Consider the following 26,371-nt stretch of genomic DNA (forward strand, 5'->3'; position numbering starts at 1 on the left):
ATATGGCACAAAATATTATCCATTCTTTAAATGCAGAAGCTTGTATATCACATAGCACTGTTGCAAAAGAAAAAAATAAAACATTTAGAATAGAGTGTAACAACAAATTAAAAGTCTTCAAAATACACATAGATGGTTGTTTCATAAAAGGAAAACAGATAAGATGCGACTATGCATTTATAATACCTGAAAACAACACATATTTTTTTGTAGAGTTAAAAAGTGAAGATATTGAGCATGCCTTTAACCAAATAATCGAAACGATAAATCATTTTAATAAAATACAAAGGCTAGATAAGAACAATATTGAAGGATATATAATAAGCTCCTCAGTTCCAACATCTGCTAATCTAAAGTTCCAGGAACTAATTATAAAATTTAAAAAATTTCATGGCAAGAGTCTAGCAAGGTATACGAACCAGGGTATAAAAACAGTGAAATAAATATAACACACAATATGCGCATTGACGACATAGACCAAGAAGACGCGGACATTGATTGGTTTGCGGCAGATAGTAACGGGCATGTTGTGCACGTAGCATCCGGCGGCGGGATACTGCCTGAATCGGTGGCGGCTTCCCAGGAGGTGCTGCTGGAGCTGCACCAGTATTTCCTGACGCTGCCGGAAACCGATTCGGCGGTGGCGGCGGGGGTAGCCGAGGGCACGGATGAGGGCAGCTACCAGGGCTTTGCGCGCTACGCCCGACGCGGGCTGTTCTCCTTCGCCAAAACCCGCCTGCACGAGCGCGCCGATACGCGCTACTACGTGGTGGCCCGGCCCTTGCAGCCGCTCACGGTGGCTGACCTGCCGAAGAACATGGCTACCCTGCTACGTCGAACCCAACTGCCGGGTGCCGTGGCAGGGCAGGCTACCTTGGATGTAGCAACCATCTTGTAGGGTGCCCCACAAGCACTATCGGGGTTTCTGATTGTCAAGTCGCCTACTTACCCGTTGCCATGCAGCCAGAGCCGTCGTCCAGCATCGTTCCCGTTACTACCGTCCTCTTCGACCTGGACGATACCCTGTTCGACCACGCCAATACGGCTCGGGCGGCGCTGGCCACCAGCACGGCCGGGCTGCCGGAGTTTGCGGGGGCCGATATGGAGGCCTTGTACCAGCAGTACAGCGAGATACTGGAGGAAATGCACCCGCAGGTGCTGGCTGGCAAGTGCACTTATGAAGATGCCCGCCGCCTGCGTTTCCAGCGCCTGCTGGCCCCGTATGGCCTCGCCCGCACCCATGCGGCGGCAACGGAGTTTGCCCAGCAGCACTACGGCCATTATCAGCGCCTGCGCCAGCCAATTGCGGGCGCGGTGGCCTTGCTCGAAGCCCTCCGGCCCCACTATAAGGTTGGCATCGTAACCAACAACCGCACGGCCGAGCAGCAAGAAAAGCTCCGGCACCTGGGCATGGCGCACCTGGTTGATGCCCTTGTTACCTCCGAGGAAGTCGGGGTAACCAAGCCTAACCCGCGCATATTTGAAGTGGCCCTGCAGCGCCTGCGCAGCCGCGCCGCCGAAACCGTGATGGTCGGCGACAACTGGCAGGCCGATGTGGTCGGCGCGCTAGACGTGGGCATCCGTCCGGTTTGGCTGAACCGCTTTGCCGGCCTCCGTCCGCTGGCGCACGTGGAAGAAATTACGAGCCTGGAGCCTTTGGCTGAGGTGCTGCTACAGATTACCGGCGCCCAGCCCCCGGTTTCCCAGAAACTCTAGCTCCCGGAATCTGGGGTTCCTAATAGCTCCGTTTCGTTTAACCAACTTCGCTGAGGTAAACCACTTTAGTAAGCACGCTTACCGGCTGGGTTGGCAGTAGACAGAGCCGCCGCGTTAAAACTTGTCGTCATTGACTTCAATCCAGAACTTGTCGGGGTCCTGCAGGTACACTTGCTTCACGCCGTCGGGGCGGGCAGTGGTTTGCTTGGCTTCTCCGGTCCAGCTGCTGTAGGGCGTGGCCGATTGATCGAGGCGGGCGGTGAACTTGCCCAGGTCTTTCACCCGGAAGGCCAGGTGCGTGTCTTTGGCGTGCTCCTCTACCCTCGCGGCGCCCTGAATGAGGTGGAGCTGGCTGTGCGGCCCCATCCGAAACCAAACGTGGCGCCCATCCTTAAACGGCTCCGAAATCTGCCGCAGCCCCAGCACGTTCTGATAGAAATTCGTGCTTTTCTGCAAGTCATAGACGTAGAGGGCAATGTGATTTACGGCCGGGCGCGCCTGAGCCATTGCTCGGCCGGAGCCGGTCAGGGCCAGCAACATAACTGCGGCACTCAGAATCCGGTTGCTAGTCATCGGTAGTGCTGTGGTTGAGAAACAGAAAAGTAGCGGCGTGTGCGCTGGAGAAGTAGGTTACGGAGAACCACTCCCCGGTGGCATTTGCTCCAGACGCAGCCACTGCTGCTAGCCTGAAAAAAGGGAGTGTAAGCAACCCGGTAGCTGCCAGAGTTCTTCCGTGGATGGCGCGTAGGGCCACTTTCCGGAGGGATGAAGTCAATACCGAAAGGAGGCCGTTTCAAGGTCAAAACCCGTGGGCAGCGGTAAGCCAATGACCACTTCACCCCTACCCTACCGCTGAAGCAGCAACCACTTAGTGGCTTCCGCTTCGGTTTCGCAGAACTGGTAGGCCAAAAATTTCTCCTGCGACTCCGACATCACCGACTTCGAGGCCAGGCGGGCAAACACGTCGAGGGGCAGTAACACGGCGGCGTAGCGGTAGGGCCCGTTGCCCACGGCCTGGGGCAGCCACTCGGTTACAACCCAGGTGCGCTCCGCCTCCGTGAAGGGCGTCAGCTCCCGCTGGTCGGCGAGCAGCTTGCTTAAGCGGTGCAGGCGGAGCAGCTGGTCGAGGTGGTTGAGTACGGCCTTGAAGTCGTCTAGCCGCCGCGTGCCTTTGTGCCAAGTTACTACCACAAAGCCGGCCGGGTGCACGGTTAAGCGACCGGCCACATTTTCAAAGTGTAAGGTTGAGGCTGCGGGCATAGGAGGCCAGGGCGAGGAAGGAATTAGTCAAATATAGTAAAAAGAAGATCAACGAATTATGGTTCAGCTAGCCGCCAGGAAGGTATTTTGAGGCTGGGGCCGGGTGCCGCGGGGCCGGTACTGCCAAGGCCGTACTACCACACCTTCGGCTGTAGTACCTTCCCGCCTGCTTCCCATCTTTCCCTGCTATGCCAACCACCCGCCTCCAACTGCTGGGCCACGCCAGCTTCCGCATCACTACCCCCGAAGGCCACGTCCTACTGCTTGACCCTTGGCTGACGGGCAACCCCTACGTGCCCGAGCACCTTCGGCGGCCCGAACACGCCGACCTCGTGCTCCTCACGCACGGCCACGACGACCACCTGGATGCGGAGTTACCAGCCCTGCTGGCGCGCACCGGAGCCCGGGTTGTAGCACCCGCACCCGTGCGGTTCTACCTCCAGGAGCAAGGCGTGCCCGGTGAGCAGTGCGAGGCCATGAACGTAGGCGGCAGCATTGAGGTAGTTGGCCTGCGCCTGACCATGACCGTAGCCCACCACGCGGCCCACGTAGAGTTGCCCGGTGGCACCCCTGGCTTTCAGCACGAGAGGGTGGGCTACATCCTGCACTTCTCGGATAACACCGTGCTCTACGCCGCCGGCGACACAGCCCTGTTCGGCGACATGCGCCTGCTAGCCGACCTGTACAAGCCCACTGTGGCCCTACTGCCCATCGGCGACCGGTACACGATGGGGCCCCGGGAGGCAGCGTACGCCGCCCGGTTGCTGCGGGTGGCCCACCTCGTGCCGTTTCACTACGGTACGTTTGCCTCCTTGGTGGGCACTCCGGACCAGTTGCAAGAATACCTGCGGCAAGACGATGACGTGACGGTGCACGCCCTGGCCGCCGGCGAAACGTTGGAAATAGGCCAGCTTCCGTAAAAGGCAGCGGGACCAAGACGGCTTGCGTATAGTAGGCCGTACCTTCTTTACTGCCATGACCACAGATACCTTTTCTACCGGACCCACCGGCGTTTTCGCCCGCATCGAGCACGAGGGGCAGCACCTTACGGTTGTAAAGCTCCAAGAAGCCAACCAACCCGATTTGCCAGCCCTGCAGCAGCGGCTCACTACCGCCTTAGGCCTGGCCCCGGACGCTCTGCTGCTGGTGCTACCTACTGAAGGCCAACCCCTGCTCGGCCAGGGCCCCGCTGAACAGCTCTACAACCACTACCTCTCCACCAATACTGCCGCCGTGGTAGAACAGCCCTGGCAGCCACTGGAAAAGCGCGACTAAGCGCCCCAGCAGTATAGCCCGGCCTCACCGATTTGCGGGGAATACATTAGACAAGTAGACAGGAAGCAAACATAGAGCTGGAGTGCTGTTAAGTACTTTACCCTGACACCACGGCAGCACGATGCGTTAATGCGTGAAACGGCAAGTCTTGCTGGGTTACTTTGCCTACCTCCAAGCACAGAAAAGTCTCCTGCTGCGTTACGCAGCAGGAGACTTTTTTGTGAGCTAGCAAGGTTTATTTACCGTTTTTGCCGGACAGCAGTGCTACCAGCACTCCCCCGGCCAGAGCGGCAAAAGCGCCCGTCATGACGGGGTGCATGCTGGCGCGGGTGTAGAGGCTTCGCTTCATCACGTAACCCGGATGGTCGCCGTGCACGTGGCCGTCGCGCACTTCGGGGCGGTGCAGGGAACCGGCGGGGTGGCGGGGCCGCTCGTCGCGGGTCTGGAGCTTCATGTTTACCTTCTCGTTCATGAAATCCATGGCCCGGGGGAAATGCTTGTTCAAGGAGCTGAACATCTTGCCCCCGCCGCCAATGTACACGTCGCGTTCCGGGTGCTGGGCGGCGTGAATAATGGCGTTGGCTACTTCCTCAGGCTCATACACGGGCGGCGGCAGCTGGGGCTCCCGGTCCATGTAGTTTTTGGCGTGCTGCGGAAAGGGGGTGTTAATGGCCGAAGGCTTAATCAGGGTAACCGAAACCGGTGCCCCTTCCTCTTCCAGCTCCATGCGCAAGGCATCGGTAAAGCCCTTAATGGCGTGCTTACTAGCCGAGTACTGACCCTGGAGCGGAAACGCAATATCCGAAGCCACGCTACCCAGATTAATCAGGGCCCCACCATGCCGCTTTAGGTGCTTGATGGCTTCCAGAGAGCCGTTCACGACGCCCCAATAGTTGGTATCAAACATGCGGCGGCTGTCCTCGTCGCTGACTTCCTCTAGCCGGCCCCAAATAGAGGCGGCAGCGTTGTTAATCCAGGTATCAAAGCCCCCAAACCGCTCCTGGGCGGTAGCGGCTATGCGCTGAACGTCGGGAATGCGGGCTACGTCGGCGGTTACCGTGGCCACCTGGCCGCCGCGCTTGCGCAGGTCGGCGGCTACTTTGCGCAGGTCTTCCTCGCTGCGGGCGGCTAGCACCAGGTTGGCTCCGGCTTGGGCGGCCATGCGAGCCGTAGCCAGACCAATACCGCTGGTGGCGCCGGTTATAACCAGCGTCTGCTTTTTAAGTGGTTTGAGTTTCATAGTAGTACAGGTAAGATGCTCAGGTCATCTTTCCATACGACCAAGCAGGGCGCACGGCTACCCCATGCCAGAATTATGCGCGGCCTACCGACTGATAGTGGCTCCTACCCCTGGTGCCCCACCGAAAACAGAACGTTCTGCTTTTACCCCACGGCGCGGGGTAAAAGCAGAACGTTCTGTTTTCAGTCGGGCTGACCTAGTGGCTACTGCTGGGGCAGCAGCTCCAAAGCTTGCTCGTTGCCTTGCTGAATGGCCAGGTCGCGGGCCGAGAGGCCACGCACGTCGCGCAGGGTAGCGTCGGCACCGGCCTTGAGCAGCAGGGGCACTATGTTGTGGCGGCCGAAGAGGGTAGCAAACATGAGGGCCGTGCCCTCGTTGCCGTTGCGGGCGTTCAAGTCGGCGCCGTTGTCGATGAGTAGCTGGGCAATTTCGGGGTAGCCTTTGAACGCAACGCCCATCAGGGCCGTGTTGCCGCTGGCGTCGTGCACGTTGGGGTTAGCGCCGGCTTGCAGCAGTACTTTCGTGGCTTCGAGGTGGCCATCGTAGGCGGCCAGAATTAGGGGCGTGAAACCGCGGCCATCCTGGTAATTGACGTCGGCGCCCTCGGCCAGCAGGGTTTGAATCGTGGCTACGTCGCCGTTGCGGGCGGCGTTGGTCAGGAGGTCTTCGGGACGGGAAGAGGTGAAGGACATGGAAAAGGTAGGTTGAGTGAAAAGCCAAAGCCGGCAGCCTCCGCGCCCGCCTAGCAGGCGAAGGACTGTTTCGCTAAACAAAGAAACCAGGGAGTTGGCGGTGCCCCGCCCCAATTTTCTGTTGACGCCGGAAGGTAGTACGACAGGAACCCGAAATAGATCAGCTTCAGTGTAGCTGGCAAAAACTAGGTAGCCGAAGCACTCAAGCCGCGGCAGGTTACACAGTAATATCTGCTGCTGATGCTATTACGCTGCCGGACACATGGTAAGCCCGACCAGCTGTGCGCCTGCCTTTCCTCGCTCCTACCCGACTGCTTGCACCAGCCACCGTCGGAGCCGGGGCCAGCGGCCCGCCGCAAACGCCAGCTCTACCAGCCAAGGCGCCCGAGCCAGTACGCGCATGAGCTGGTAGCGGCGGGCCAAGTCGCGGCCAAGGCGGCGGTGCACGGCTTGGTCGTACTGGGCGAGGGAAGCCCGGCTGAAATCCTGGGCTTCGCAGCAGCGCCGGGCGTGCTCCGCGGCCAGGATTCCGCTGATAACTGCTTTGTCGATGCCGTGCCCCTGGAGCGGATCAATGAGGGCGGCCGCGTCGCCGCAGAGCAGAACCCGGCGGCCGGAAAGGGGCCTTCCGGACCCACCCAACGGAAGCCCAAACCCTTGCACTGGCCCCAGGGGTAGCGCCGCCCGGAAGCGGCTGGCTAGCGCCGGATGAGTTGTAAGCAGTTGTTGTAACTCCTGCTTCAGGTCTACTTTGTGACGGGCAATATCAGCCGAGAGCATCCCGAAACCTACGTTATACACCCCGCCGCCTACCGGAAAAACCCAGCAGTACCCCGCCCGGTACCGCCGCAAAAACAGAAACTCGCTGGTCGTTTCGGGGGCATCGGTAACGCCGCGGTAGTAGGCGCGCACGGCCGCGCAGTGCCGGGCCCGGTTTAGTGGCTGGGGCAGCAGGCTCCGGCCTACCACGGAATGGGTCCCGTCGCACCCAATAATAAGGCGGGCCCGTAGCTCGGTCTGGTCGGTTAGTTGCGCCATCACCAGCTCGTCGGTCTGCCACACTTTTTTCACCGCGTCGCCTTCGAGGAGCGTGGTAGAGGTGTGGCGCCGCACCAGCGTGAGCAAGGCCTCATCAAAGTGCAGGCGGGGGCTGTTGAAGGCGGGCGCCCGCCACTCCACGCTCACCTCAACCCCGGCGGGGGAAAGCAGCCGGCTGGTCCGGACATCGGTGCGGTGGGCTTGGGTGAGGTTGCGCAATTCCTGGGCGTAGGCGGGCTTCAGGCGGGCCAATGCCTTGAGCGTAGGGCCCGGAATAGCATCACCGCACACCTTGTCGCGCGGAAACCGGGCCTTATCGACCAGCGCAACCCGGAGGCCGCTCCCGGCCAGCGCCAAGGCGCACGCCGCCCCGGCCGGACCGGCACCTACAATCAGCACGTCATATGGGGGAGTAGTGGCCACGCTCGAAAGTACGCACCGGCCGCCGCTTGTACCGCATCCGCTACTTCCGGGGCCGGCGCATCTCCTGCTGGCGCATGGGCATGGCATCAATGGTAGCGAACAGCTGAGCGGCGGACAGGGGCTGCATTTCGCGCCGCTTTACCCCGCCGTCTTTGCCCAGGAGCAGCACCGTAAATGAGCCGCTTGCCACTCCTAACCGCTGGCGCAGGTAGCGCTGGTCGGCGGCAGAAAGCCGGTTTTGAATTACCTCGTACACCACCACGTCGCGGGCCACTAACTCGGCTTTTGCCGGGCGCAGTACCTGCTGTTGCCGGCGCAGCTCGGCGTTGTCGGCGGTTGGCGCGCAGAGCAAAAGCACCCGCTGCTGCCACTTGCTGGCGTGGAGGGTAGCGGCCAAACCATCCGCTGGCAGCCCCTGGGCTGGGGCACTTACCGGGGCCAGCCAGAGCGGGATGCTCAGCAAGGCAGAAAGTAGCGCATAGAAAGCCATGTCGAAGAAAGAGAAACGGGAGCGGTATAAAGTAAACCTGCCTTGTTGGCTCCGTAGAACAACGCCGGTAGATAAGCTGTGGGCGCTACACCACGGATTGCGGGTGGCCTAAAGCTGGCACCGGTACCTGCTGCCGTAACCACGCAAATACTGCCCGGTACGCCTCGGCCCGTACCGCCGGCGCCGACAGAAATACATCGTGTACGGCCCCGGGTACAGCGCGCACGGTTACGTTGGGGCCGAGGCGGGGAGCAAGGGCCGCAATATGCGCCACCTCCAACACAATGTCGGTGCGTTTAACTTCTTCGTGCCAGGTGCGGCCCTCCGTGGTGCGGTCGGAGTGCAGGACCAGTACGGGCAAGGACAGTCCCAATCCGCGCCGTACCTGGGCCTGCCCCTGCCGGATGGCCCGCAGCCAGCCGGCATTCACGGCAAACACATGGTTGGGCTTCCAGGCTAGGTTGTATTCCCAATTGCCCCGATAGGCCCGGTGCAGGCTTTGCCCGTAGGTAGGGGGCAGGCCGGCGGGCAAGGGCAGGTTTGGCCAGCGGGCCCCGAGTGCCACGGCCACCGGCACGGCCACGTGCCGCCGCAGCCATGACTGGTGTAGCTCCAGAAACGGACTGTTCAGCACCAGGGCCACTACACCCGGCGGCCGGCGGTGGGTTGCGTAAAGGGTCGTGATAAGGCTGCCCGTGGAGTGGCCACTGAGTATTACGCTGGCGCTGCCTTCCCGCTGCATTTGGCTTAAAGCGGCGTCTAGGTCAAAGAAATACTCCGTGAGGCTGCGCACGTTGTTGGGGCGCTGGTGGGGTAGCAGGGCCCGCCCGTATTTGCGCAGGTCGAGGGCGTAAAAGCGGTAGCCGTGCTGGATGTACGCTTCCGCCATTTCGCGCTGAAAAAAGTAGTCGTTGAACCCGTGCACGTAAAGCACCGCCCGCGGGGTAGGCGCGGGCAGCTCCTGGCGGCAGCGCACCAGCACGGCTCGTACCGGGCCCTCGTAATCATCGGGTTGAGGCAGTACCAACTGTTCGAAATCGGGCCCGAGCGGGTCGGGCTGGTAGGGCGCGGCAGTAGCGGGGGCAGATGGCATAGCAGCACTACGGAAAACAAGGTGCTGCCGATACCCCCTGGCTGCCTGCTGCCAGCGCGCAAACAATGATACGCCTCTATATACCAAACGCTCTATACTAACCGCCACCGTGCTACCGTTGAGGAAGTCCCAGCTGCCTTCTATAGCTGCCCGCCTACCCTTGCCAACTGATGCGACTTTTGCTTTTGCTTGCCGCCGCGCTACTCGTGGCCCTCTATGCCCGCTCCTCTGCCCGCCGGCCCGAGCCTAACCTTACCTTTCGAAGTGAGCAGCAGCGCTTTCCGCGAGTGCGCACGGCCTATACACTGCACCACGCCCCCGTGCAGGCACTGTTGCATCGGCATGGTGTGGTAGCGGAGCGGCTGGAGCTATTTCTGCGGGCGTTTAAGGTAGGGCGCCGGTTGGAGGTGTGGGGCCGCAACCACGACGAGGGTCAATTTGTGCTGCTGCGCACGTTTCGGCTGGCGGGCACTTCGGGCACGCTAGGGCCCAAGCGGCAGGCCGGCGACGGGCAAGTGCCGGAAGGCTTTTATACGATTGACCGGTTTAATCCGGCCAGCAAGTACCATCTATCGTTGGGCCTTGATTACCCCAATGCGGCCGACGCTTACCGGAGCGGCTCGCTCAACCCCGGCCAGGATATTTTCATTCACGGCTCTGATGTAACCATCGGCTGCCTGCCCATCACCGACGCGGGCATCCGGGAGCTGTACGTGCTGGCCGTGGAGGCTCGGGCGGCGGGCCAGGCAGCCATTCCCGTGCACATCTTTCCTTTTGAGCTGACGGCTGATAACCTGGCGCGTCGCCTGAACAGTCCGCACCTGGCGTTTTGGCAGCAGCTGGCTGCCGGCTACCAACATTTCGAAGACCACCACCAACTCCCAACGGTGGCAGTTGATGCCGCTGGCCGCTACGCGGTGCGGTGAGGAGGCATTTCCTACTTATCCGTATCTAAAGCTCTAGTGTTCAGCTGATATCATTAAAATAAAATTAAAATAATTATAGTATAGATATTTTGAATACATTGAATCCTTCCTTTCACACAACCTCACACACTCTATGAAAATCACTTCCTACCTCCTGATGGGCGGCTTCGCCATGCTAACGGCTCTGAGCAGCTGCTCGGAAAAAGAAGCAGTAGTAAATAAGGCCGAGGACATCAGTGCCGATGCGCTTACCCAAATCCGTCAGCTTGGCTTTAGCGCCGAGAACGTACAGCGCGACGAGGATGGCAACTACGTGGTAGAGGGTGACATTGTGTTGTCGCCGGCCGACCTGAGCAACCGTGCCGCCGTGCAGTTGCTGCGCGTGGGCACGGCCGAGCAGTACCGTACCACCAACTTGGTAACGGGCCTGCCGCGCGTTATTACCGTGAGCATTTCCAGCCAGCTACCCAGCGCCTACGTGGCGGGTCTCGACGAAGCCATTGCCCGTTACAACGCCCAGGGCCTGCAGCTGACCTTTAGCCGGGTTTCTTCGGGTGGCAACATCAGCATTGTGCGCGGCAGCGGCAGCTACCTGGCTTCGGCCGGCTTCCCCACCGGCGGCAACCCCTACGGCGAAGTGAAAGTGAACTCGCGCGCCATCGGCAACACCCCAGTGCAGGGCTACTTAGCTACCATTCTGGCCCACGAAATTGGCCACTGCATTGGCTTCCGCCACACCGATTACATGGACCGGAGCTATAGCTGCGGTGGCTCTACGGCCAATGAAGGCGCCAGCACCGTGGGCGCCGTCCTGATTCCGGGCACGCCCGCCGCGGCCGACCCCAACTCCTGGATGCTGGCCTGCATCGGCTCGGGCCAGAGCCGCCCCTTCAATGCCAACGACCGCACGGCGCTTAGCTACCTCTACTAGCCCGCCAGTGCCCGGCCCCGCTACCTAAGCGGCGCGGGTTGTACCTTGCCAGCGCCGCCGCGGACTTGCCCGCGGCGGCGCTGTTGTGTTATGCCCGATTTTCCAATTCCCAAGAACCTGCGCGATTCGGCCGTGCTCGTTCCTATTTTCCGCGATGCGCAGGGTGAGTTACAGGTAGTGATGGTGCGACGGGCGGCGTTTGGTGTGCACGGGGGCCAGCTGGCTTTTCCTGGCGGCAAGCACGAGCCCACGGATACCAACCTGCAAGCCACGGCCCTGCGCGAGGCTTTCGAAGAAGTACACCTGCCACCCACCGACGTAGAGGTGCTGGCCGCTTTGCCTACCGTCGATGTGCCCTCGGGCTTCCGTATTGCCCCATTTCTGGGCCGCATCCGTCGGCCGGCGGCTTGGCAGTGGCAAACCTCGGAAATAGATGAAGTGCTGGAAATCCCGCTTCGCCACCTCGCCGACGCGGCCAACCACACTGAGGAAACCTGGCAACTAGCCGGCTGGCCCAGTCCGTACCGGGTGCCCTTCTACCGCGTAGGCAGCAACTACCCGCTCTGGGGCGCCAGCTACCGCATCATTCAGCCCCTAATTCCGCGCCTGCTGGCCGGTGAGTGGGAAGTATGAGATAGTGAGATGGTGAAGTAGCATATAGCGGTACGTCATCCTTAGGCGGTAGCCGCAGGACCTTATCACGTCCGCATAGGTCGTCACAACGATTTTCGTTCTTATCTGATAAGGTCCTGCGGCTACCGCCTCAGGATGATGGCCTTTACTCACCACCTTATCACTTCATTACCTCATTACCTCAATCACTAACGCGCCACCTCACCCCTTACTATTTTGGCACGAAATTGCGTTATAACACGACTGTAGTTCTTTTTACCTCTATGAAACGACTTTCGCTTTTGCCGCTCTTGCTGGCGTTGCTCTTGCCCGGTGCGGTACTGGCCCAGCGGGAACAATCCGTGTGGCTGTTTGGCCAGCAGGCGGGCCTGACCTTCCCGGCTGGCGGGGGCGCTCCTACCCCGCTGCTCACCAGCAAGATGACCACGTATGAGGGCTCCGCGGTAGCCACCAATCAGCAGGGTCAACTGTTGTTCTATACCAACGGCGAGTTTGTGTTTAACCGCCAGCATCAGGTAATGCCCAACGGCAAAAAGCTGATGGGCTCCAATTCCAGCACTCAAAGCGCCTTGGTGGTACCGGACCCCGGCAGCGGCAATGTGTTCTACGTATTCACGGTGGGCGCCCAGGGCGGCCCCAATGGTTTGCGCTACTCCATTGTGGATATGACCCGCGAAAACGGCCTCGGCGACGTACCTCGCGCCAATGCCCTGCTCATTACGCCAGTGGCCGAGAAGCTGGCCGCCGTCCGCCACCAAAACGGCCGCGACGTCTGGATTGTGGCCCACCGCTGGAACTCCAACGCCTTCGTGAGCTTCCTGGTCACGGCCGATGGGGTGCAGAGCAAGCCTATCATGAGCAACGTGGGTAGCATGCACGCCGGCCCCGGCCGCAATGCCATTGGAGCCATGAAATTCTCCCCCGATGGCAAAAAGCTGGCCGTGGCCCTCTGGCGTGAGGCCAACAAGTACGAGGTGTTTGATTTCGACCGGAGCACGGGCCAAGTGCGCAACGTGAAAGCCTTTGCTCCCTACCCGGAAGCCTACGGCGTAGAATTCTCCCCCGACGGCACCAAGCTCTACGGCTCCAGCAACGGCGAAGGCGGCGGCCAGGCCCAGATCTTTCAGTTCGATATGAAAACCGGCAAAGCCACGGTAATTGGCAAATCGGCTAACCGCAAGGTAGGCTCCCTGCAGCGCGCCCCCGATGGCAACATCTACGTGGCCCGCGAGGACAACCTCTTCCTGGGCATCATCCAAAACCCCAACTCCGACGCGGCCAAATACCTTGACGATGGCCTCAAGCTCGGTGGCCGCCGCAGCAAGCTCGGCCTACCCAGCTTCATCACCGAGCCAGGGAAGTAGTGAGGTGGTGGGTTTGACGTGTTGATGATTTAGGAAATGACCGAAGATGGTGAATTGATCGGTAGACAGCCCAAGAATTCCTACAAACCGCCCGTCATCCTGAATACAGCGAAGGACCTTACCCCAAGTGAACGAGTCGTTACAACGATGTTCGTTCCGGTGTGGTAAGGTCCTTCCTTCGTCAGGATGACAAGCGGTTTTAACGTTATTACCCTTGCTGAATCACTCACCGAATCACTACTGCGTTTTGCCGCCGAGCTTGAAACGGAGGAAGCCAGCAGCGACGGAGAGGTAGGGATTTTCGGAGGTAAGCAGGCCGGCTACGTCGCGGGTGCTGATGCCAGCTTCGTAGACTTTGGTGGCCAGCGTGAGGCCCAGGGGGACGCTGATGCCGTAGCCGGCGCCGCCCGTTACGCCGCTGCTCAGGCGCAGCCAGCGGGTGGGCTTGTAATCGAGGCCCGCCCCGATGAAGGGGGTAGTGATGTTGCCAGCCACGTTGTTCAAGGGGAGGGTCACGTCGAGGCCCGCCTCGAAAAACTCGCTGATGCGCAGGCCCGCGCCCGCTCGCAGCTTGGTGGGCAGCTCGGCCCGGCGCTCCTGCCCCGTCTGATACGTAAAGAGGCTGTCGGTGCCGGTAGCAAAGATTTCGGCTGCTTCCTTGATAAAGTTGTAAGAGCCAATGCCTTCCGACTTTAGCTGCTTCAGCTTCTGGTCGTTGGCCGTGAGCAGGTTGCCTTCCCAGGTCATGTGGCCGATGTCCGTCACGGCTACGCCCAGCCGCACGGCCTTGCCCGCTTCCACGGCCAGCCCGAGGTCGAAGCCGTGGCCTTTGCCCACGGGTTGCAGGCCGCTCCCGCCGTTGCGCAGGTTAAAGCTGGGGTCATTGACCATGTCGCCGTAGTTGAGGTCGAACACCGGCGACATGGAGCTGTAAGCACGCAGGCTGCCCGGCTGCACCCGAATATCGACAATGCCCACGCCCTGAATGTAGCGGTAGCCCGCCCCCGCCGACACCTGCAGCAACGGCAAATCGAGCACGCGCGTACCCCAGGCTAGGTTAAACTCGTTCATCACGGCCAGTTGCAAATCGGTACCGGCCAGCGCTTCCGTAACCAGGGGCAAGTTGCCGGCACTGGCGGAGGTATAAATGGGGGCGTCGCGACCTAGAAAGGCAATTTCGGCGGCAGTCTGGTTAAGGGCCACGTGCCCGGCGCTACGCACCCGGTTGCTGATGGCAATACCTCCTATTACCGGTAGTTGCACGGCCAAGGCCAGGGTAGTGGCATCGGCGTTGAAGTTTAGCGCGTTGTCAGACGTGAAGGCACGGGCCAGTTCCTGCTTGTCGGTGAGGGTAAGGCGCTGGCCGGTGTCGAAGATAAACTTGCGCAGCTGCTGACGCGTGAGCGACTGAGAACCGGCTCCCGCCCCAAACTCACCAATGGTAAAGGCCACCGTGGAGCCTCCTACCCGCCCCAGGTTGGCGGGGTTGATGCCAATGGCTTGGTAGTCGGAGGCAAAAGTGGTAGCCACGCCCCCGCGCCCCGTGGCCGTAAAGTTGCTCAGCTCGTTCTGGGCGTAGAGCGGCAGCGTGCTAGCCAGCAGGCAGGCCGTGAGAAGCGAGGTAAATTTTTTGCCCATGATGCAGCGAGGTAAGGACGAGTAGACGGGGCGGCGCGCCCGCAGCTATTTTTTCAAATGTACGATATGGGGTAGTTTGCAGCCGTAATGCTCGGCTGGCGGGCTACTTTTCTCGGTCAGCTCCGTTTCTGCACTCATGGCCAAGCGCTTTTCCGTTTCTGAATACACCGACGGCATCCTGGCGGGCAACCGCGTGCTGCTCAGCCGCGCCATTACCCTGGTGGAAAGCACCCTGTCCTCCGACCAGGCCCTGGCCCAGCAGGTGCTGGATGCAGTGTTGCCCCACGCCGGTCGCTCGGTACGGGTGGGTATCACGGGGGTGCCAGGGGTAGGAAAAAGCACGTTTATTGAGGCCCTGGGCCTGCACTTGGTACGGGAGCAAGGCAGACGCCTGGCCGTGCTGGCCGTTGACCCCAGCTCCCAGCGTAGCGGCGGCAGCATCCTCGGCGACAAAACCCGCATGAACGAGTTGGCTGCGCACCCCCAGGCGTTTATTCGGCCCTCGCCCGCCGGCCGCAGCCTGGGCGGCGTTACGCGCAGCACCCGCGAGGCCCTGATGCTCTGTGAGGCGGCGGGCCACGACGTTATTTTTGTGGAAACCGTGGGCGTGGGCCAGAGCGAGACGGCCGTGCACGGCATGGTTGATTTTTTCTTGCTGCTGATGCTGGCCGGGGCCGGCGACGAGCTGCAGGGCATCAAGAAAGGCATCATGGAAATGGCCGACGCCGTGACCATCACCAAGGCCGACGGCGGCAACGAGCAGGCCGCCCGCCGGGCCCGCCGGGAGTACCAGAACGCCCTGCACCTATTTCCGCTGGCCCCCAGCGCCTGGAGCCCGGTGGTTACCACCAGCTCGGCCCTGTCGGGGGCAGGCGTGCCGGAGGTGTGGGCTGTGATAGAGCAGTACGTGCAGCAGACCCAGGCCAGCGGTTACTTCCAGCGCCACCGCCAGGAGCAGAACCTGCACTGGCTCCACGAAACCATCCGCGAGGCCCTGGAAACCCGCTTCTATGCCCGCCCCGACGTAGCCACCCACCTTCCCTCCCTGCGCCAACAGGTCATGGATGGGCGTAAGTCGGCTTTTGGCGCGGCCGAGGAGCTGCTAGGCCTGTAGCCGCTCAGCCGCCACAGGTTATCCTGGCCTCTGGTCAAGCGGAAACTGCCACCGTTGGGGATGAGGTAACGCGCCTTAGGTCAAGACTTCCAGCACCACAACCAGGGCGTTGTTGCTGAGGGCCTCCAATTCTACTTCGGCTGCTTGCCAGAGGGCGAGGCCGTCCTTGGCGTGCAACAACCGGCCCTCGGCCTCAAAGGCACCGGCCAGCACATAGGCGAAAACCAGCGTACCGGTTTGCGCGGGGCAGTACAGGGCCTCCTGCCGACCGGCAAAGCGCCCCAGGCTCAGGGAAAATGGCAGCCCCAACGGCTGCGGCAGCTCAGCAGCGCGGGGCACTACCTCGACCAGTGCGTTTTCAAGCTGTTCAAAGGTGTAGGGGAATACGGCCGCGGTTCGGCTGGTTTGCTGCCCCGCCGCCACCCAGATGTGCAGAAAGCTTACTGGCTCCGCATCGTAGGGGTTGGTGAGGTGCAGGGTAGCGCCGGCCGGTAGCCAACTCACCACAACCTCCTCCACCTGCGCGCACTTTGCCTCGCTGGAGGAGCCAGCCAAACAGATTTCGCCGGTTAGGGGCAGCAGAATGAGGTAGGCCGCTTCGGGAGCGGGCAAGACTACGTGCTGCCCGCCGGCCAGCGTTTCCTCATTGAAGGCCAGCAGGTGGCCCGCGGCAGGGCGCTGCTCATCCGTAAAGCCATCAAAGGACAACACGCTGGTGCGACTGGATTGGGGCGTACGTAGCTGGCCGTGCTGATCGGCGAGGTAGATGCGGCCGGGAGTGTGCTTGCTCATCTTAGGCCAGTTGTTGCAAAGAATAAATGCTCAGGTAAGGCTGGAGCTGAACCATGTTCGTCCGCACCTCGCCGGGAGCAACGGCCGGGCCGGCGGCTTCCGATACCAGCAAGAAACTGCCCACCGTATCATGCCACCGCAGCGGCTCAGAGTAAAAATTGATGGCTACCTGGTGGCGTGCTTTGTCCTGGAGGTCGGAATTGATGATTTCGAACTGAAACTGGCTGAACTTCAGGAAGTGCTTGCCCAGGTTATCAAGCACATCGGGTACCAGCCCGCCAAGCTGCTGCAGGTAGCCCCGAGCGGCGGCACTCACCAGAAAATGCAGCTGCTCTGCCCCCGGCGCGTGGTGCACCAGCTCCCCAAACGTGCGGTAGCGGCGCTCCGGATTATACAGCTGAGCCTGCAGCCGAAACTCCTGGTAGGTATCCTCGAACACCAGCTTCTCCCAAGGCTGCCCGGAGCTGGCGCCGATGATTTTTCGGTAGCAGAAAGTGATAATCCGGTCGGGCATGGCGTCGAATTAAGAAGCTGTTTTAACGTGAAGGGCCCGTCAGGCAGAGCCAGCGCCGAGGCATCTGGTAAGTTAAAGTCCAAGCCTAAACACACCGGCAACAGCAGCCCGTAAGACGCCTTACTACCAGCCTCGCCTGACGCTCACGCTCCCCTCTTTTGCTTAAAGCCTAGGCGGCTACCCCGAAACTGATTGCCAACTGGAATCCGTCGGTGGTGTTGCCGGTTACGGTGGCCAGCTCCTGGCTCACGCCGTCGCGGAAGACGTTGTCGGTGGCGTTGGTGGTGTAGCCTGACAGGCCTTTTTTGTAGCCATTCACGGCGGCCACGGCCGAGCCAGTGCCTTCGGGAAAAGCAATTTGAGTTATTTTCAGGGAGGTGCCGTTGGCCGCATACACGTGCACATGAATGTGGGTAGCGCGGCCCGAGTACCAGCCGGGAAAGATGGAGGTAAACGTTACCTGCCCGTTGCTGTCGGTGGTTTGGCGGCCGCGCAGGAAGTGCACGCCCGTGTAGTTGATGGATTGCATGCCGCTGCCTCCGTACTCGGAGTAGTTGCCCTCGGCGTCGCAGTGCCAGATGTCGACTAAGGCTCCGGCCAGAGCCGCGCAGTTGTTATTGGTGTTCGTGATGGTGATTTTGGCCGTCATCTTGTAGCCGGTGCGGCCGTCAGTGATGTCGCTGCGCACGTAAGAAGCGGGCACTTTGGTCGGGAACGGGCCCTCCGTTTCGGTGGGCGCCACGGCGCAGCTGCTGGTACCGGTTGTACCCGTGGTGCCGCCGGTAGTGCCCGTGGTAGTGGGCGTCACGGCGTCCGACTCTTTGCCGCACGCGGCCAGTACCGCCGGCGCCGAAACGGCTCCTACAAATAAGCTTTTCAGAAAATTCTTGCGTTCCATAAGGCAGCCCAGGTTAAAGCATTTCGTGATTCAGTATCCGAATTTGCTTGCTACCCAGCGCTTCCCCAATCGTAATCGACCACTAGCCAATTGGCACCGATAGAAGCGTGCTCAGCACCTCTGGCAGCTGAATCACAGCTTCTTATGCTACGTGTAGCTTCCCCTGGTTTATTGGCTGGGTAAACGCTACGCATCTTCGCCGCACAACCCACCCTCCACCACAACAAGGGCCCACTCCTTGTGAGAAGTGGGCCCTTGTTATGGATTAAGTATCGGCTCCGCAAGGCCCACTATCAGGACCGGGAGCCCAGGCGCTTGAGCATCAGGTAGTCGAGGTAGTAGAGGATTTTGATAGACACGTTGTTGTTGTGGGGCGTATTGATGGTGTTGTTCAGGTTGTTGAAGTAGAGCGGGGTAGCCTCGTTGGCCTCCAGGAAACTGGAGCTGGCGTTTTTCCAGACGATGCTAACCTGCGAGCCGGGCGCAAACCACCAGGAGTACACCGCGTCCACGTTGAAGGCGTTGAACGTGTTGTCGCGGTTGCGGCGGTAGTCCACCAGCGTTTCCTGCCCGTTCGTGCCCAGGCGAGCGAAGTCGCGGTAGGTAACCGTGCTGGTGTAGTGGCGCGTGCGAATAGTAAACGACATGCGGTTGTTGAAGGTATAGGCCCCCGACAGCGTGTTGGTCACCGTGAGTACCCGGCGGCGGCCCAGCAGCACGTCGGTGGGGTAGTTGCGGCGGAAGTCGGCGTCATCGGGCAGGCTGGTATTCAGGTCGCCGTTCACGTAGCCGATTTGGTTTTGGCGCAGGTTCCAGTCGAGGGAGTAACGGAAGTTCAACTGATTGTTCACTCGGTAGCGGGGCGAAATGGCCCAGCCGTAGCCCATGCGGCGGGGACGCACGAGGCGCTCATCCTGGGCGTACCAGCGCACCCCGGCATTCACGTCCCAGGCCAGCTTCTTGCGGTAGTCAGAGGAGGCAAAGCCGCCCAGGTTGACATTGGCCGGTACGCGCACGTAGTAGTCGCCCAGCGGGTACTGGCGCGGCTCGTAGTAGTCGTGCGTGACGGGGTTAGCGTCGAAGTTGGCCCCTACCGTCAGAAAGTTCTTGGTGAAGGTGCTGTTAAAGCCGGCCGCAATGTTGGCGTTCTGGTAGCGCGTGGGCTTGTAGAGTAGGGAGTGGTTCAGGCTCCACCAGGAGTAAAAGTTGTTGACCTTCCAGAAGGGCTTGTACTTGTTATAGCTGAAATTGACGAACTGGCTGATGTTGTTGTTGCCGAACAGAATGCCGAGGTCGTTGGGGTTGTACTTGTCCGACTCAATGCCCTGCCCTACCTGCCAGGTAAAGTTGCCGCTGATTTTGCTGACCCCAATCTGGTACTTGTAGCCGTCCTGGTCGTCAATCTGCTGCTCGGAGCCGAACACGGTGCCGCGCCGCCGCGAGTACACCAGCCGCCCGTCAATGGCGTAGGCGTTCTTTTTGTTGGCGAAGCGGAACAAGCCGCCGGTTACGTTGGCGTCGTAGGTGCTACCCCAGCGCGTGACGTTGGTGTTGATGAGCGAGACGTAGGAGTTGTTCTTCAGGCTCTGGTCCAGCACCATGATGTTGTAGTTGCTGAACGGTTGGGTGAGCACCTCCCGCTGCTGCCCGTTCACGGAGTCGCGCACGGTGGCGTACACGTCGTTGCTCAGGGCGTTGAACACCCCAATGCCTAGCCCCTGCTTGGTGCGGCCCGATACTTTGGTGGCGTTGAGCAGGCGCGTCACGCCGGGGTTGCTCACCACGGCCTCACCCGGCCGGCGCTGCCCATCCGGGCCCCTTTCGCCCTGGCGCAACTGCCCATCTACGTTGCCAAACCCGATGGGGGTAGCGCCCACGCGGCGAGAATAAAACAGGTTGCCCTTGTTGAACAGCTCCGTGCCTTCGGTGAAAAACTGGCGGTTTTCCTGAAACTGCACCTCGAAGGGCGAGAGGTTCAGCACCTGGTTGTCGCTCTGCACCTGCCCAAAGTCGGGCACCAGTGTAGCGTCCAGGGTGAAGCTCTCGTTGATGCCCCACTTCACGTCGGCCCCGCCGTTGAAGCTGGTGCTGGTATTGCGGGTTCCTTGCTCGTTGTAGGGGTAGTGATTCACATAGGCCGAGACGTAGGGCGTGAGCGAGAGGCGCAGCGGGGGCTTGATGTCGCGCAAGCCCCGCAGTTCGCCCCACTGGTTCACGAAGCCATCCACGGCAGGCTTTACTTCGTTCCAGAAAAATGCCTGGTTGTCGCGCTTGCGCTGGCGCATGAAGTTGAGGCCCCAAAGCTGCTCGGAAGCGTTGCTGAAGCGGATTGCGGAGTAGGGAATGCGCAGTTCGGCAATCCAGTCGGTGCCGCGCATGCTGGTGCGCGCGTCCCACACGGCATTCCAGTTGAAATCTTCGCCTCCGGCCGGGGAGTAGCGCGAATCCATCTGCACGCCGCCCGTCGTCACGATGAAGCCGTAGCCGTTGATTTTGTCGTGGTAGGTATCCAGAAAGATGCCGAAGAAATCGGTATTGCCGGCATCGTCGCGCGGGGAAAGCTCCCGCATGATGGAGTCCTGAGCGACATCGTGCATCACGGCCCCGATGTAGAGGTTGGCGTCATCATAGAGGATGCGCACTTCCGTGGGGTGTTTTTCGTGGGGGCCGGGGTTGGGCCGGTTCTGAATAAAATCGGTAGCAATGGGGGCCTGCTGCCAGATGGCTTCGTCGAGCTGCCCGTCGAGCTTAATGGCCTCCGTAATGCGCACGGCTTGCAGCTGGCGCTTGGGCGCGGGCGTGGCAGCCGCCGTGGCTACGGTAGCGGCCGCGGGAGGAGTGGGAGTTTGGGCTTGCAAAGCGCCGCAAACGAAGAGCAGGCAAGCCAGCAGGAACACACGGCAGCAATTCACGACGCAAAGGCGGGAGTAAAAATAGGACAAACGGGTAGGGTGACGGGGTGGGCAAAACACCCGACGACCGGCTGGGGGCAAGCGGCGTCAGGACGAGGTAACGGGACCGGGCAGGCCGGCGGAATGCTGCAATAGATGCGGGCAGGAAGGAAACCGTTGCCTCGCTGTATTCAGAATTTGCTATAAAAAAACCGGCCGCCGTTGTAGCGGCGGCCGGAAGTACCAGAAGTTAGTTACTCACTTACTGATATCTGAATGTTGCTGCGGGTTTTGCCGCCGTTGCTGGCCGGGACATCCAGCAAGCGGCGGTACTTTTCGGCTAGCTCCGCCGACTGCTTCTGGCCGTTCACTGTCAGGCCCGACTCGTTGAGCTGCAGCTGGTAGGCTTTCTCGGTAGCGCCCAGCAAGCCGTCTTTGCGAAGCTCGGCGCGCACCTCGTCGGAGTTGGCGTTAGGAGCTTTCGGCGGGGCGGGCGGCAGGGGCGCGTTCGGGGCGGCCGGAGCCAGCACTGAAGGAGCCGCCGGGGCTAGCGGCGCCCGGGGAGCCCGCGGGGGCCGGGGTGGGCGAGGCGGCGCTACCTGGCCGTCAACGGTGGTAGTGCCGGAGGTTTGGCGGTTGATGCCGAACGTGCTTTTGGGGCCCAGCTTGCGGCCGGTTTGCTTTTCTACCAGCTTCAGGTATTTGTCGCGCAGGGCAGCCGACTGTTTTTTGCCGTTCACCGTGAGGCTGGTGGTGTTAAGGCTGAACTGAAAGTTGTTGTCGTCCGTGATTAGGCCATCCTTGCGCAGCTCGCGGCGCAGGGCTTCTTCCGTGGCGCTGCTTTCCTGGCGGCGCTCATCTGATTCCACCCGGCGCATCTCCGACTCATGCCGCCGCATTTCCGACTCGTGGCGACGCATCTCTACCTCTAGTCGGCGCATTTCGGCCTCGTGGCGGCGCATTTCAGCTTCCCGGGCCCGGTCAGCGGCTTCCGCCGCGCGCTGTTCGTCGCCACCAGATGCGGAGCGACCTTCCGCCAGTTCCTGGCGCAGATCTTCGCGGGCGTCCTGGCGCTGCTTCTGAATCAGGGCCAGCTGCTCACTCACTTGCCGGCGCTGCTCGGCGGTCAGGTCAGCGTCGCGCAGCGTGTTTTGTAAGGACCGCTCAGCGCCCTGCAGCGCCCGCACCCGTAGCTGGGCGTGGTCCTCGGTCCACAAGTCATGGCTGCGGCCCATTTCTACGCGCCACTGTGGATTTTCGCGCAGCATGCGGCGGGCATCAGCCGAAACCCGCTCAGCATCGCGCCGCAGCCGGATTACGTCGCCCGCGTCAGGTCCGTGGAAGGTGAAATTCTGCCCCGATTCACCGTTGGAGCGCAGCTTGAAGGAACGGGTGAAATTGTCGTCGAAGCGGAAGTTATTGTTGCTCCAGCTCCCGCCGTTGGCAGGCACCCGAATTACTTCTACCTGGCGGGCAGTGCCTTTGCTTTTCTTCTTGCTGGTAGTGCCAGTGTCCACCTGCTCGCCGTCGACGGTCAGGTTGGTGATGCGGCCTTTCTTGTCTTTCTCGATAACGACCGTGCCGGGCCGGCCGCGGCGGGGCTCCTGCACCACTACTACCTGCTGGGTACGCTTGCGGCGCTTTTTGCCCTTATCATCGTCGTCATCGTCATCTTGAGCACTGGCGAAAGCCAGCGGAGCGGCGGGCACTTCCGGAACCTCAGCAACTATATCTACTACTTCTGCCGTAGCGTCCGGGACTTCCGCGGCCACCTCAACCTGTAGAGGCAGCGGCTTGAGTAGGTCGGCCTCCGGAACCACAAACTCACTGGCCACTTCACCCTTCTTGCGGGTTGTATCGACGGCCGCGTCTAGGAAGGGCAGGCGCGAGAGGCTACCTCCATCTGAGTCGGAGCCGGTAGCCGGGCGCGGATCGGCCATGGCTACGGCCGAGGTTAGCAGCACTAGTCCGCCCAGCACTACGCAGGCCGCCATGAAGCCCTCGGAGAAGGTAGGCGCCGTGCGCCCCTGCACCAGCCGCCGGATGCGGCCCAGCACCGAGCCATCGGGCCCCAGGGCCGACAGGGCAAACTGATTCACGGGCTCTGGTGCCACGCTCAATTCGGCCAGGGCGGCCAGGGCGCGGGCTACCGTTAGGGGGTTGCCGCCTACCAGGGCCGTAGCGGCGTCGTCGCAGCAGTTTTCGCGCTCCGTGCGCAGGCAGGCCGTAATAAACCACACGGCCGGATGGTAGAAGAATAGGGTTTCGGCCACCGACTGCAACAGGTTCATTAGGTAGTCGCGGCGCTGCACGTGGGCCAGCTCGTGAGCCAGAATAGCTTCCAGATAGGCCGTGCTCAGGCCCGTAACTGTGCCCAGCGGCAGCAGCACCACGGGCCGCAGATGCCCCACCACCACCGGCACCCGCACCAGCGCCGATTCCAGCAGTTCCACGGGTTGCTGCAAACCGGCGCGGGTAGCCAGCGCAGCCAAACGCTCCTGCCACTCCTGGGGCAGGGGCTGCACCCGGTAGCGGCGCAGGCGCTGCACGTAGGCCAGCCCACCCAGCAGGCGCAGCGTCATGGCCAGCAGGCCCAACAGCCAGGCCGCTACCAGCACCGGCAAGTTCTGATCAAAGTAAGCCAGCCAGGCCTGCAGCCCCGTGGGTGCGGCCGGCGCAGCCACTGCCGCAACGGCCCGTTGACTGCCGCTGGCCGTGGGCGCTGCCGCGGCGCTAGCGGCAACTGGCAGTTCGCTGGCCAGTGCGGCGGCCTGGTTTTCCCCGGACAGGTAGCTTGCCACGGTGGGCACGGCCTCCACGTAGGCGGCAGTATAGTAGCGGCCGAAGGTGACGCCCGCCAGCAGCAGAAGCACCAGCAAACCCAGGGCGGCCGTGCGGTAGCGCACCTCGGCGCTGTGCTGGCGCAAGAGCAGCAGCAAGCCAGCTAGGGCCAGCGCCACTACGGCGCCCTGCCACAAGGAGTGTACTAAAGTCCAGCCCAGGGCGCGTACCAGCGCGGGCGGCAGCAGTTGTTCAAGCCAGTTCATCGGGCGTCATCGGTTGAAGGTGGGGTAGTGTCGTTTTGAATCTCGATGTCGTTGAGCAGGCGCCGGATTTGGGCTAGCTCCTCGCGGGACGTGCGCCGGTTGCCCAGGGCCTGCATGACCAGCTTCATGGCCGAGCCCCCGAAGGCCGATTCCACGAACTTATCGAGCAGCAATCCTTGGGTTTCTTCCTCGCGCACGGCGGCGCGGTACACGTGGGTTTTGCTGTCGTCGTCGCGCAGCACCAAGCCCTTGTCAAGCATGAGCTGGAGCAGTTTGAGCGTGGTAGTGTAGCCCACGTCGCGCTTCTGGCTGAGCTCGTCGTTCACGAACCGAACGGTACTCGGGCCGTGCTGCCAGAGCACCTGCAGGATTTCCAGCTCCGATTCAGTAGGTTTAGGAAGGGAGGATTTACTCATGGTAATACAGAAAAGCGGTACTAAGAAAGACGCTGGCCGTAAAGCCAGTCGTTGCCTGGTGGCCGCCCCTACGCGCAGGAGCTTGACCGGGCCAACACTACGAACTAATTCGTAGTCCAAACATATACGAAGCATGTCGTAGATACAAGTTTAATCTACGATTTTTTTCGTATAATATTTCAGCAAGAAGAAAACCAGCCTGTTAGGGCTGGTTTCTTGGTTGGGCGTGGGGTAGGTTAACGTCGCCGCTCCAGCGTGATACGGGCCCGGTGGCAGATGCCTCCCAAGGGCGGATTAAATTTCGAGACACTTACCCGCACCCCGTCGATGTAGGGAAATTCTTCCAGTACCCGGTCCAATACTCGGTGGCCTAAATGCTCTAACAAGCGGGCCGGGGCACTCATTTCCTCGGCTACTACTCGGTAAAGCACTTCGTAGTTAACCGTTTCCCGCAGTTGGTCGGAAGCGCCGGCCGCGTGCAAGTCCGTGTCGATGTACAGGTCGACGCCATACTTGTTGCCAATCTTCTGCTCTTCGTCGTAGTATCCGTGGAAGGCAAAGAACTCCATGCCTTCCAGTGCAATCTGGCCCATGTGGTGAGGTGGTGAGGTGTGAAATGGTGAGGTGATGAACGAGCCGGCTGATCCGCATTAGGGCTCCATTCGCTACCTGCTCAGGTGATAGTTAAAGTCCGGTCAGAGCTAAGACGGCGACTACCGCCGTCAGCATCAGCTGCTGGTACTTGCGGCAGCATCTTTCTACTTCAAATACCGAGTTACTCTACTGCTAACGAGCTGCTGTGCCCCACGTAATGTTGGCTGCAAAACAACGAAGCCCACCCCGAAAGGCAGGCTTCATGTTTTGAATCAGGGTAGTTGCGCAAGGCTTACAGCTCGTCGAAAAATGACTTTTCGCCTAGTGAAGCGGCCGTGGCAAAGCTCGGCTGACCGGGGTGGGTGACGGGGGCCGGCTGATTAATCTCGGGGTGGCTAGGGCCAATAGGCTGGATGTCTGGGGCAATGGGCTCTACGCGCGGGGCTGCGGGCTCAGGTACGTGGGTAGGGCCGGGAGGGTCAATGTGGGGCGCGGGCGAGATGCCAGGGTTTTCGTTGGGGCTGCCGGGGCGGTCAATTTCCGGGCCGGGCTGCTGGGCCGGGGCGCCGGGGTCGGGTTGCTGACCGGGCTTGGGGTTATAGCTCGTGGTGGCAGGGCGCTCAGCGGGAGCGGCAGGCCGCTCAGCAGGCGCTACGGAGCCCCCGAGCGAAGCGGCGGAACCACCAGCAACGGCGGCAGCGGAAGAAGTAGAAGCAGTGGAAACGTACATGGGGGAGTCAGATTGAAGTGAGTCGTCCGCTGAGCGGACACGGTTCACTTTTACGCTCGCGGCGCGCGAAAGGATGGCCGCCGTGCTGGCTTTCGGCCGGTTGCGGGCTTTTTCTACCTTGTCAAGCGCATCAGAAGCCAGCGTATGCAGGTCGCGGGTCAGGCCATCGAGCAAACTTTCCAGCCGCTGGCACTCCTGTCCCAGGCCACTTACTTCCTTCTGCATTTCCGCTACCGTGCGCTCCGCCTGCTGGTAGGCATCCTCTACCACGGCGCGCGACTTCTGGCGGGCATCGGCCAGCAGCTGCTCGGCCTGAAGCTGGGCCTCGCGGATGCGCAGCTGGGCGTCGCGCTGGGCTTGTTCGGTGATGCTGTTGCCGGTGTCCTCAGCCGTTTTCAGGGTGCGGTACAGGCTGGTTTCCACCTCGCGCATCTTCTGGGTTTCCTGGGTAGCGTGGTCGAGCTTGAGGCGCAGCTCCCGGTTTTCGTCGCCCATTCGCTCCCATTGCTGGGAAAGCGTCAGCAAGAAGGCCTGTACTTCATCCTTGTCTAACCCCCGAAAGGCTTTTTCAAAGGTTTTCTGCCGAATATCGAGGGCGGTAATTTTCATTTTTTGAGAAACTAGAAGAGAGGAGACAGGAGCTAGAAGTTGGGCTA

General features: G+C 61.0%; 26 protein-coding genes. 10 read left to right on the plus strand and 16 right to left on the minus strand.

Going from position 1 to position 26,371, the window contains the following annotated elements; all coding sequences use genetic code 11:
- The first annotated feature begins 2 nt into the window (after window positions 1-2).
- The 3 genes from MWH26_RS13295 to MWH26_RS13305 are packed head-to-tail and all read left to right on the plus strand — an operon-like array spanning window position 3 to window position 1,716.
- A complete protein-coding gene (locus tag MWH26_RS13295; protein ID WP_247974670.1) occupies window positions 3-443 on the plus strand; it encodes a hypothetical protein in 441 nt (146 codons plus the stop codon).
- A 14-nt stretch (window positions 444-457) separates the two neighbouring features.
- Window positions 458-898: a hypothetical protein gene (locus MWH26_RS13300; protein WP_247974671.1), complete on the plus strand. Its 441-nt coding sequence runs from the start codon at window positions 458-460 to the stop codon at window positions 896-898.
- Between the two features lie 59 nt (window positions 899-957).
- Window positions 958-1,716 (plus strand): HAD family hydrolase, encoded by a 759-nt coding sequence (locus MWH26_RS13305; protein ID WP_247974672.1) that lies wholly within the window; start codon window positions 958-960, stop codon window positions 1,714-1,716.
- A gap of 114 nt (window positions 1,717-1,830) precedes the next feature.
- On the opposite strand, the gene MWH26_RS13310 is transcribed toward MWH26_RS13305, so the two are convergent.
- Complete coding sequence (locus MWH26_RS13310; protein WP_244697092.1) at window positions 1,831-2,289, minus strand: VOC family protein; 459 nt, start codon at window positions 2,287-2,289, stop codon at window positions 1,831-1,833.
- 273 nt (window positions 2,290-2,562) lie between these two features.
- Window positions 2,563-2,976, minus strand: coding sequence for a hypothetical protein (locus MWH26_RS13315; protein WP_247974673.1), 414 nt, complete (start codon window positions 2,974-2,976; stop codon window positions 2,563-2,565).
- Between the two features lie 188 nt (window positions 2,977-3,164).
- Between MWH26_RS13315 and MWH26_RS13320 the strand changes: the two genes are divergently transcribed.
- Window positions 3,165-3,896, plus strand: a complete 732-nt coding sequence (locus tag MWH26_RS13320; RefSeq protein ID WP_247974674.1) for a metal-dependent hydrolase — start codon at window positions 3,165-3,167, stop codon at window positions 3,894-3,896.
- Between the two features lie 55 nt (window positions 3,897-3,951).
- Window positions 3,952-4,251, plus strand: coding sequence for a hypothetical protein (locus MWH26_RS13325; RefSeq protein ID WP_244697095.1), 300 nt, complete (start codon window positions 3,952-3,954; stop codon window positions 4,249-4,251).
- 235 nt (window positions 4,252-4,486) lie between these two features.
- On the opposite strand, the gene MWH26_RS13330 is transcribed toward MWH26_RS13325, so the two are convergent.
- From MWH26_RS13330 to MWH26_RS13350, 5 genes are all read right to left on the minus strand, one after another.
- Window positions 4,487-5,491: an SDR family oxidoreductase gene (locus tag MWH26_RS13330; RefSeq protein ID WP_247974675.1), complete on the minus strand. Its 1,005-nt coding sequence runs from the start codon at window positions 5,489-5,491 to the stop codon at window positions 4,487-4,489.
- 203 nt (window positions 5,492-5,694) lie between these two features.
- Window positions 5,695-6,183 (minus strand): ankyrin repeat domain-containing protein, encoded by a 489-nt coding sequence (locus MWH26_RS13335; RefSeq protein WP_244697097.1) that lies wholly within the window; start codon window positions 6,181-6,183, stop codon window positions 5,695-5,697.
- A gap of 303 nt (window positions 6,184-6,486) precedes the next feature.
- Window positions 6,487-7,644, minus strand: a complete 1,158-nt coding sequence (locus MWH26_RS13340; protein WP_247974676.1) for an NAD(P)/FAD-dependent oxidoreductase — start codon at window positions 7,642-7,644, stop codon at window positions 6,487-6,489.
- Window positions 7,645-7,684: 40 nt separating this feature from the next.
- Complete coding sequence (locus MWH26_RS13345) at window positions 7,685-8,134, minus strand: DUF4174 domain-containing protein (RefSeq protein WP_247974677.1); 450 nt, start codon at window positions 8,132-8,134, stop codon at window positions 7,685-7,687.
- Window positions 8,135-8,219: 85 nt separating this feature from the next.
- Window positions 8,220-9,227: an alpha/beta hydrolase gene (locus MWH26_RS13350; protein ID WP_247974678.1), complete on the minus strand. Its 1,008-nt coding sequence runs from the start codon at window positions 9,225-9,227 to the stop codon at window positions 8,220-8,222.
- A 170-nt stretch (window positions 9,228-9,397) separates the two neighbouring features.
- On the opposite strand from MWH26_RS13350, the gene MWH26_RS13355 reads away from it, so the two are divergent.
- The 4 genes from MWH26_RS13355 to MWH26_RS13370 all read left to right on the plus strand — a co-directional run bounded on the left by MWH26_RS13355 (window position 9,398) and on the right by MWH26_RS13370 (window position 13,081).
- Window positions 9,398-10,153, plus strand: a complete 756-nt coding sequence (locus tag MWH26_RS13355; RefSeq protein ID WP_247974679.1) for a L,D-transpeptidase family protein — start codon at window positions 9,398-9,400, stop codon at window positions 10,151-10,153.
- A gap of 133 nt (window positions 10,154-10,286) precedes the next feature.
- On the plus strand, window positions 10,287-11,084 hold the full coding sequence (locus MWH26_RS13360; RefSeq protein WP_244697103.1) for a M57 family metalloprotease: 798 nt from the start codon (window positions 10,287-10,289) through the stop codon (window positions 11,082-11,084).
- 90 nt (window positions 11,085-11,174) lie between these two features.
- Entirely contained in the window at window positions 11,175-11,717 is a 543-nt protein-coding gene (locus MWH26_RS13365) for an NUDIX hydrolase (RefSeq protein ID WP_247974680.1), read from the plus strand.
- Between the two features lie 263 nt (window positions 11,718-11,980).
- The gene (locus MWH26_RS13370) at window positions 11,981-13,081 is read left to right on the plus strand and encodes a TolB family protein (RefSeq protein ID WP_247974681.1); all 1,101 of its coding nucleotides are present in this window, start codon (window positions 11,981-11,983) and stop codon (window positions 13,079-13,081) included.
- Between the two features lie 237 nt (window positions 13,082-13,318).
- On the opposite strand, the gene MWH26_RS13375 is transcribed toward MWH26_RS13370, so the two are convergent.
- Window positions 13,319-14,719, minus strand: coding sequence for a DUF5723 family protein (locus MWH26_RS13375; RefSeq protein ID WP_247974682.1), 1,401 nt, complete (start codon window positions 14,717-14,719; stop codon window positions 13,319-13,321).
- Between the two features lie 136 nt (window positions 14,720-14,855).
- On the opposite strand from MWH26_RS13375, the gene meaB reads away from it, so the two are divergent.
- The gene (meaB, locus tag MWH26_RS13380; RefSeq protein ID WP_247974683.1) at window positions 14,856-15,833 is read left to right on the plus strand and encodes a methylmalonyl Co-A mutase-associated GTPase MeaB; all 978 of its coding nucleotides are present in this window, start codon (window positions 14,856-14,858) and stop codon (window positions 15,831-15,833) included.
- A 75-nt stretch (window positions 15,834-15,908) separates the two neighbouring features.
- On the opposite strand, the gene MWH26_RS13385 is transcribed toward meaB, so the two are convergent.
- From MWH26_RS13385 to MWH26_RS13420, 8 genes are all read right to left on the minus strand, one after another.
- Entirely contained in the window at window positions 15,909-16,625 is a 717-nt protein-coding gene (locus tag MWH26_RS13385) for a pirin family protein (RefSeq protein WP_247974684.1), read from the minus strand.
- 1 nt (window position 16,626) lies between these two features.
- Window positions 16,627-17,139, minus strand: coding sequence for a hypothetical protein (locus MWH26_RS13390; protein ID WP_247974685.1), 513 nt, complete (start codon window positions 17,137-17,139; stop codon window positions 16,627-16,629).
- A 169-nt stretch (window positions 17,140-17,308) separates the two neighbouring features.
- Window positions 17,309-18,037, minus strand: coding sequence for a dioxygenase family protein (locus tag MWH26_RS13395; RefSeq protein WP_247974686.1), 729 nt, complete (start codon window positions 18,035-18,037; stop codon window positions 17,309-17,311).
- A gap of 293 nt (window positions 18,038-18,330) precedes the next feature.
- Entirely contained in the window at window positions 18,331-20,949 is a 2,619-nt protein-coding gene (locus tag MWH26_RS13400; protein WP_247974687.1) for a DUF5916 domain-containing protein, read from the minus strand.
- 233 nt (window positions 20,950-21,182) lie between these two features.
- Window positions 21,183-23,975: a M56 family metallopeptidase gene (locus MWH26_RS13405; RefSeq protein WP_247974688.1), complete on the minus strand. Its 2,793-nt coding sequence runs from the start codon at window positions 23,973-23,975 to the stop codon at window positions 21,183-21,185.
- Complete coding sequence (locus tag MWH26_RS13410) at window positions 23,972-24,391, minus strand: BlaI/MecI/CopY family transcriptional regulator (RefSeq protein ID WP_247974689.1); 420 nt, start codon at window positions 24,389-24,391, stop codon at window positions 23,972-23,974. Before MWH26_RS13410 ends, MWH26_RS13405 begins: the two co-directional genes overlap by 4 nt.
- Window positions 24,392-24,627: 236 nt before the next feature.
- Entirely contained in the window at window positions 24,628-24,984 is a 357-nt protein-coding gene (gene folB / locus MWH26_RS13415; RefSeq protein ID WP_244697114.1) for a dihydroneopterin aldolase, read from the minus strand.
- A 293-nt stretch (window positions 24,985-25,277) separates the two neighbouring features.
- Window positions 25,278-26,324 (minus strand): DivIVA domain-containing protein, encoded by a 1,047-nt coding sequence (locus tag MWH26_RS13420; RefSeq protein WP_247974690.1) that lies wholly within the window; start codon window positions 26,322-26,324, stop codon window positions 25,278-25,280.
- Window positions 26,325-26,371 lie beyond the last annotated feature (47 nt).

Origin of the sequence: Hymenobacter sublimis (assembly GCF_023101345.1) — a bacterium.
Classification (GTDB): domain Bacteria; phylum Bacteroidota; class Bacteroidia; order Cytophagales; family Hymenobacteraceae; genus Hymenobacter; species Hymenobacter sublimis.

What these genes read in the sequence shown, in the direction of transcription:
- MWH26_RS13295 (WP_247974670.1), top strand. Translation starts at nt 3, where the DNA reads ATGGCACAAAATATTATCCATTCTTTAAATGCAGAAGCTTGTATATCA.
- MWH26_RS13300 (WP_247974671.1), top strand. Translation starts at nt 458, where the DNA reads ATGCGCATTGACGACATAGACCAAGAAGACGCGGACATTGATTGGTTT.
- MWH26_RS13305 (WP_247974672.1), top strand. Translation starts at nt 958, where the DNA reads ATGCAGCCAGAGCCGTCGTCCAGCATCGTTCCCGTTACTACCGTCCTC.
- MWH26_RS13310 (WP_244697092.1), bottom strand. Translation starts at nt 2,289, where the DNA reads ATGACTAGCAACCGGATTCTGAGTGCCGCAGTTATGTTGCTGGCCCTG.
- MWH26_RS13315 (WP_247974673.1), bottom strand. Translation starts at nt 2,976, where the DNA reads ATGCCCGCAGCCTCAACCTTACACTTTGAAAATGTGGCCGGTCGCTTA.
- MWH26_RS13320 (WP_247974674.1), top strand. Translation starts at nt 3,165, where the DNA reads ATGCCAACCACCCGCCTCCAACTGCTGGGCCACGCCAGCTTCCGCATC.
- MWH26_RS13325 (WP_244697095.1), top strand. Translation starts at nt 3,952, where the DNA reads ATGACCACAGATACCTTTTCTACCGGACCCACCGGCGTTTTCGCCCGC.
- MWH26_RS13330 (WP_247974675.1), bottom strand. Translation starts at nt 5,491, where the DNA reads ATGAAACTCAAACCACTTAAAAAGCAGACGCTGGTTATAACCGGCGCC.
- MWH26_RS13335 (WP_244697097.1), bottom strand. Translation starts at nt 6,183, where the DNA reads ATGTCCTTCACCTCTTCCCGTCCCGAAGACCTCCTGACCAACGCCGCC.
- MWH26_RS13345 (WP_247974677.1), bottom strand. Translation starts at nt 8,134, where the DNA reads ATGGCTTTCTATGCGCTACTTTCTGCCTTGCTGAGCATCCCGCTCTGG.
- MWH26_RS13350 (WP_247974678.1), bottom strand. Translation starts at nt 9,227, where the DNA reads ATGCCATCTGCCCCCGCTACTGCCGCGCCCTACCAGCCCGACCCGCTC.
- MWH26_RS13355 (WP_247974679.1), top strand. Translation starts at nt 9,398, where the DNA reads ATGCGACTTTTGCTTTTGCTTGCCGCCGCGCTACTCGTGGCCCTCTAT.
- MWH26_RS13360 (WP_244697103.1), top strand. Translation starts at nt 10,287, where the DNA reads ATGAAAATCACTTCCTACCTCCTGATGGGCGGCTTCGCCATGCTAACG.
- MWH26_RS13365 (WP_247974680.1), top strand. Translation starts at nt 11,175, where the DNA reads ATGCCCGATTTTCCAATTCCCAAGAACCTGCGCGATTCGGCCGTGCTC.
- MWH26_RS13370 (WP_247974681.1), top strand. Translation starts at nt 11,981, where the DNA reads ATGAAACGACTTTCGCTTTTGCCGCTCTTGCTGGCGTTGCTCTTGCCC.
- MWH26_RS13375 (WP_247974682.1), bottom strand. Translation starts at nt 14,719, where the DNA reads ATGGGCAAAAAATTTACCTCGCTTCTCACGGCCTGCCTGCTGGCTAGC.
- meaB (WP_247974683.1), top strand. Translation starts at nt 14,856, where the DNA reads ATGGCCAAGCGCTTTTCCGTTTCTGAATACACCGACGGCATCCTGGCG.
- MWH26_RS13385 (WP_247974684.1), bottom strand. Translation starts at nt 16,625, where the DNA reads ATGAGCAAGCACACTCCCGGCCGCATCTACCTCGCCGATCAGCACGGC.
- MWH26_RS13390 (WP_247974685.1), bottom strand. Translation starts at nt 17,139, where the DNA reads ATGCCCGACCGGATTATCACTTTCTGCTACCGAAAAATCATCGGCGCC.
- MWH26_RS13395 (WP_247974686.1), bottom strand. Translation starts at nt 18,037, where the DNA reads ATGGAACGCAAGAATTTTCTGAAAAGCTTATTTGTAGGAGCCGTTTCG.
- MWH26_RS13405 (WP_247974688.1), bottom strand. Translation starts at nt 23,975, where the DNA reads ATGAACTGGCTTGAACAACTGCTGCCGCCCGCGCTGGTACGCGCCCTG.
- MWH26_RS13410 (WP_247974689.1), bottom strand. Translation starts at nt 24,391, where the DNA reads ATGAGTAAATCCTCCCTTCCTAAACCTACTGAATCGGAGCTGGAAATC.
- folB (WP_244697114.1), bottom strand. Translation starts at nt 24,984, where the DNA reads ATGGGCCAGATTGCACTGGAAGGCATGGAGTTCTTTGCCTTCCACGGA.
- MWH26_RS13420 (WP_247974690.1), bottom strand. Translation starts at nt 26,324, where the DNA reads ATGAAAATTACCGCCCTCGATATTCGGCAGAAAACCTTTGAAAAAGCC.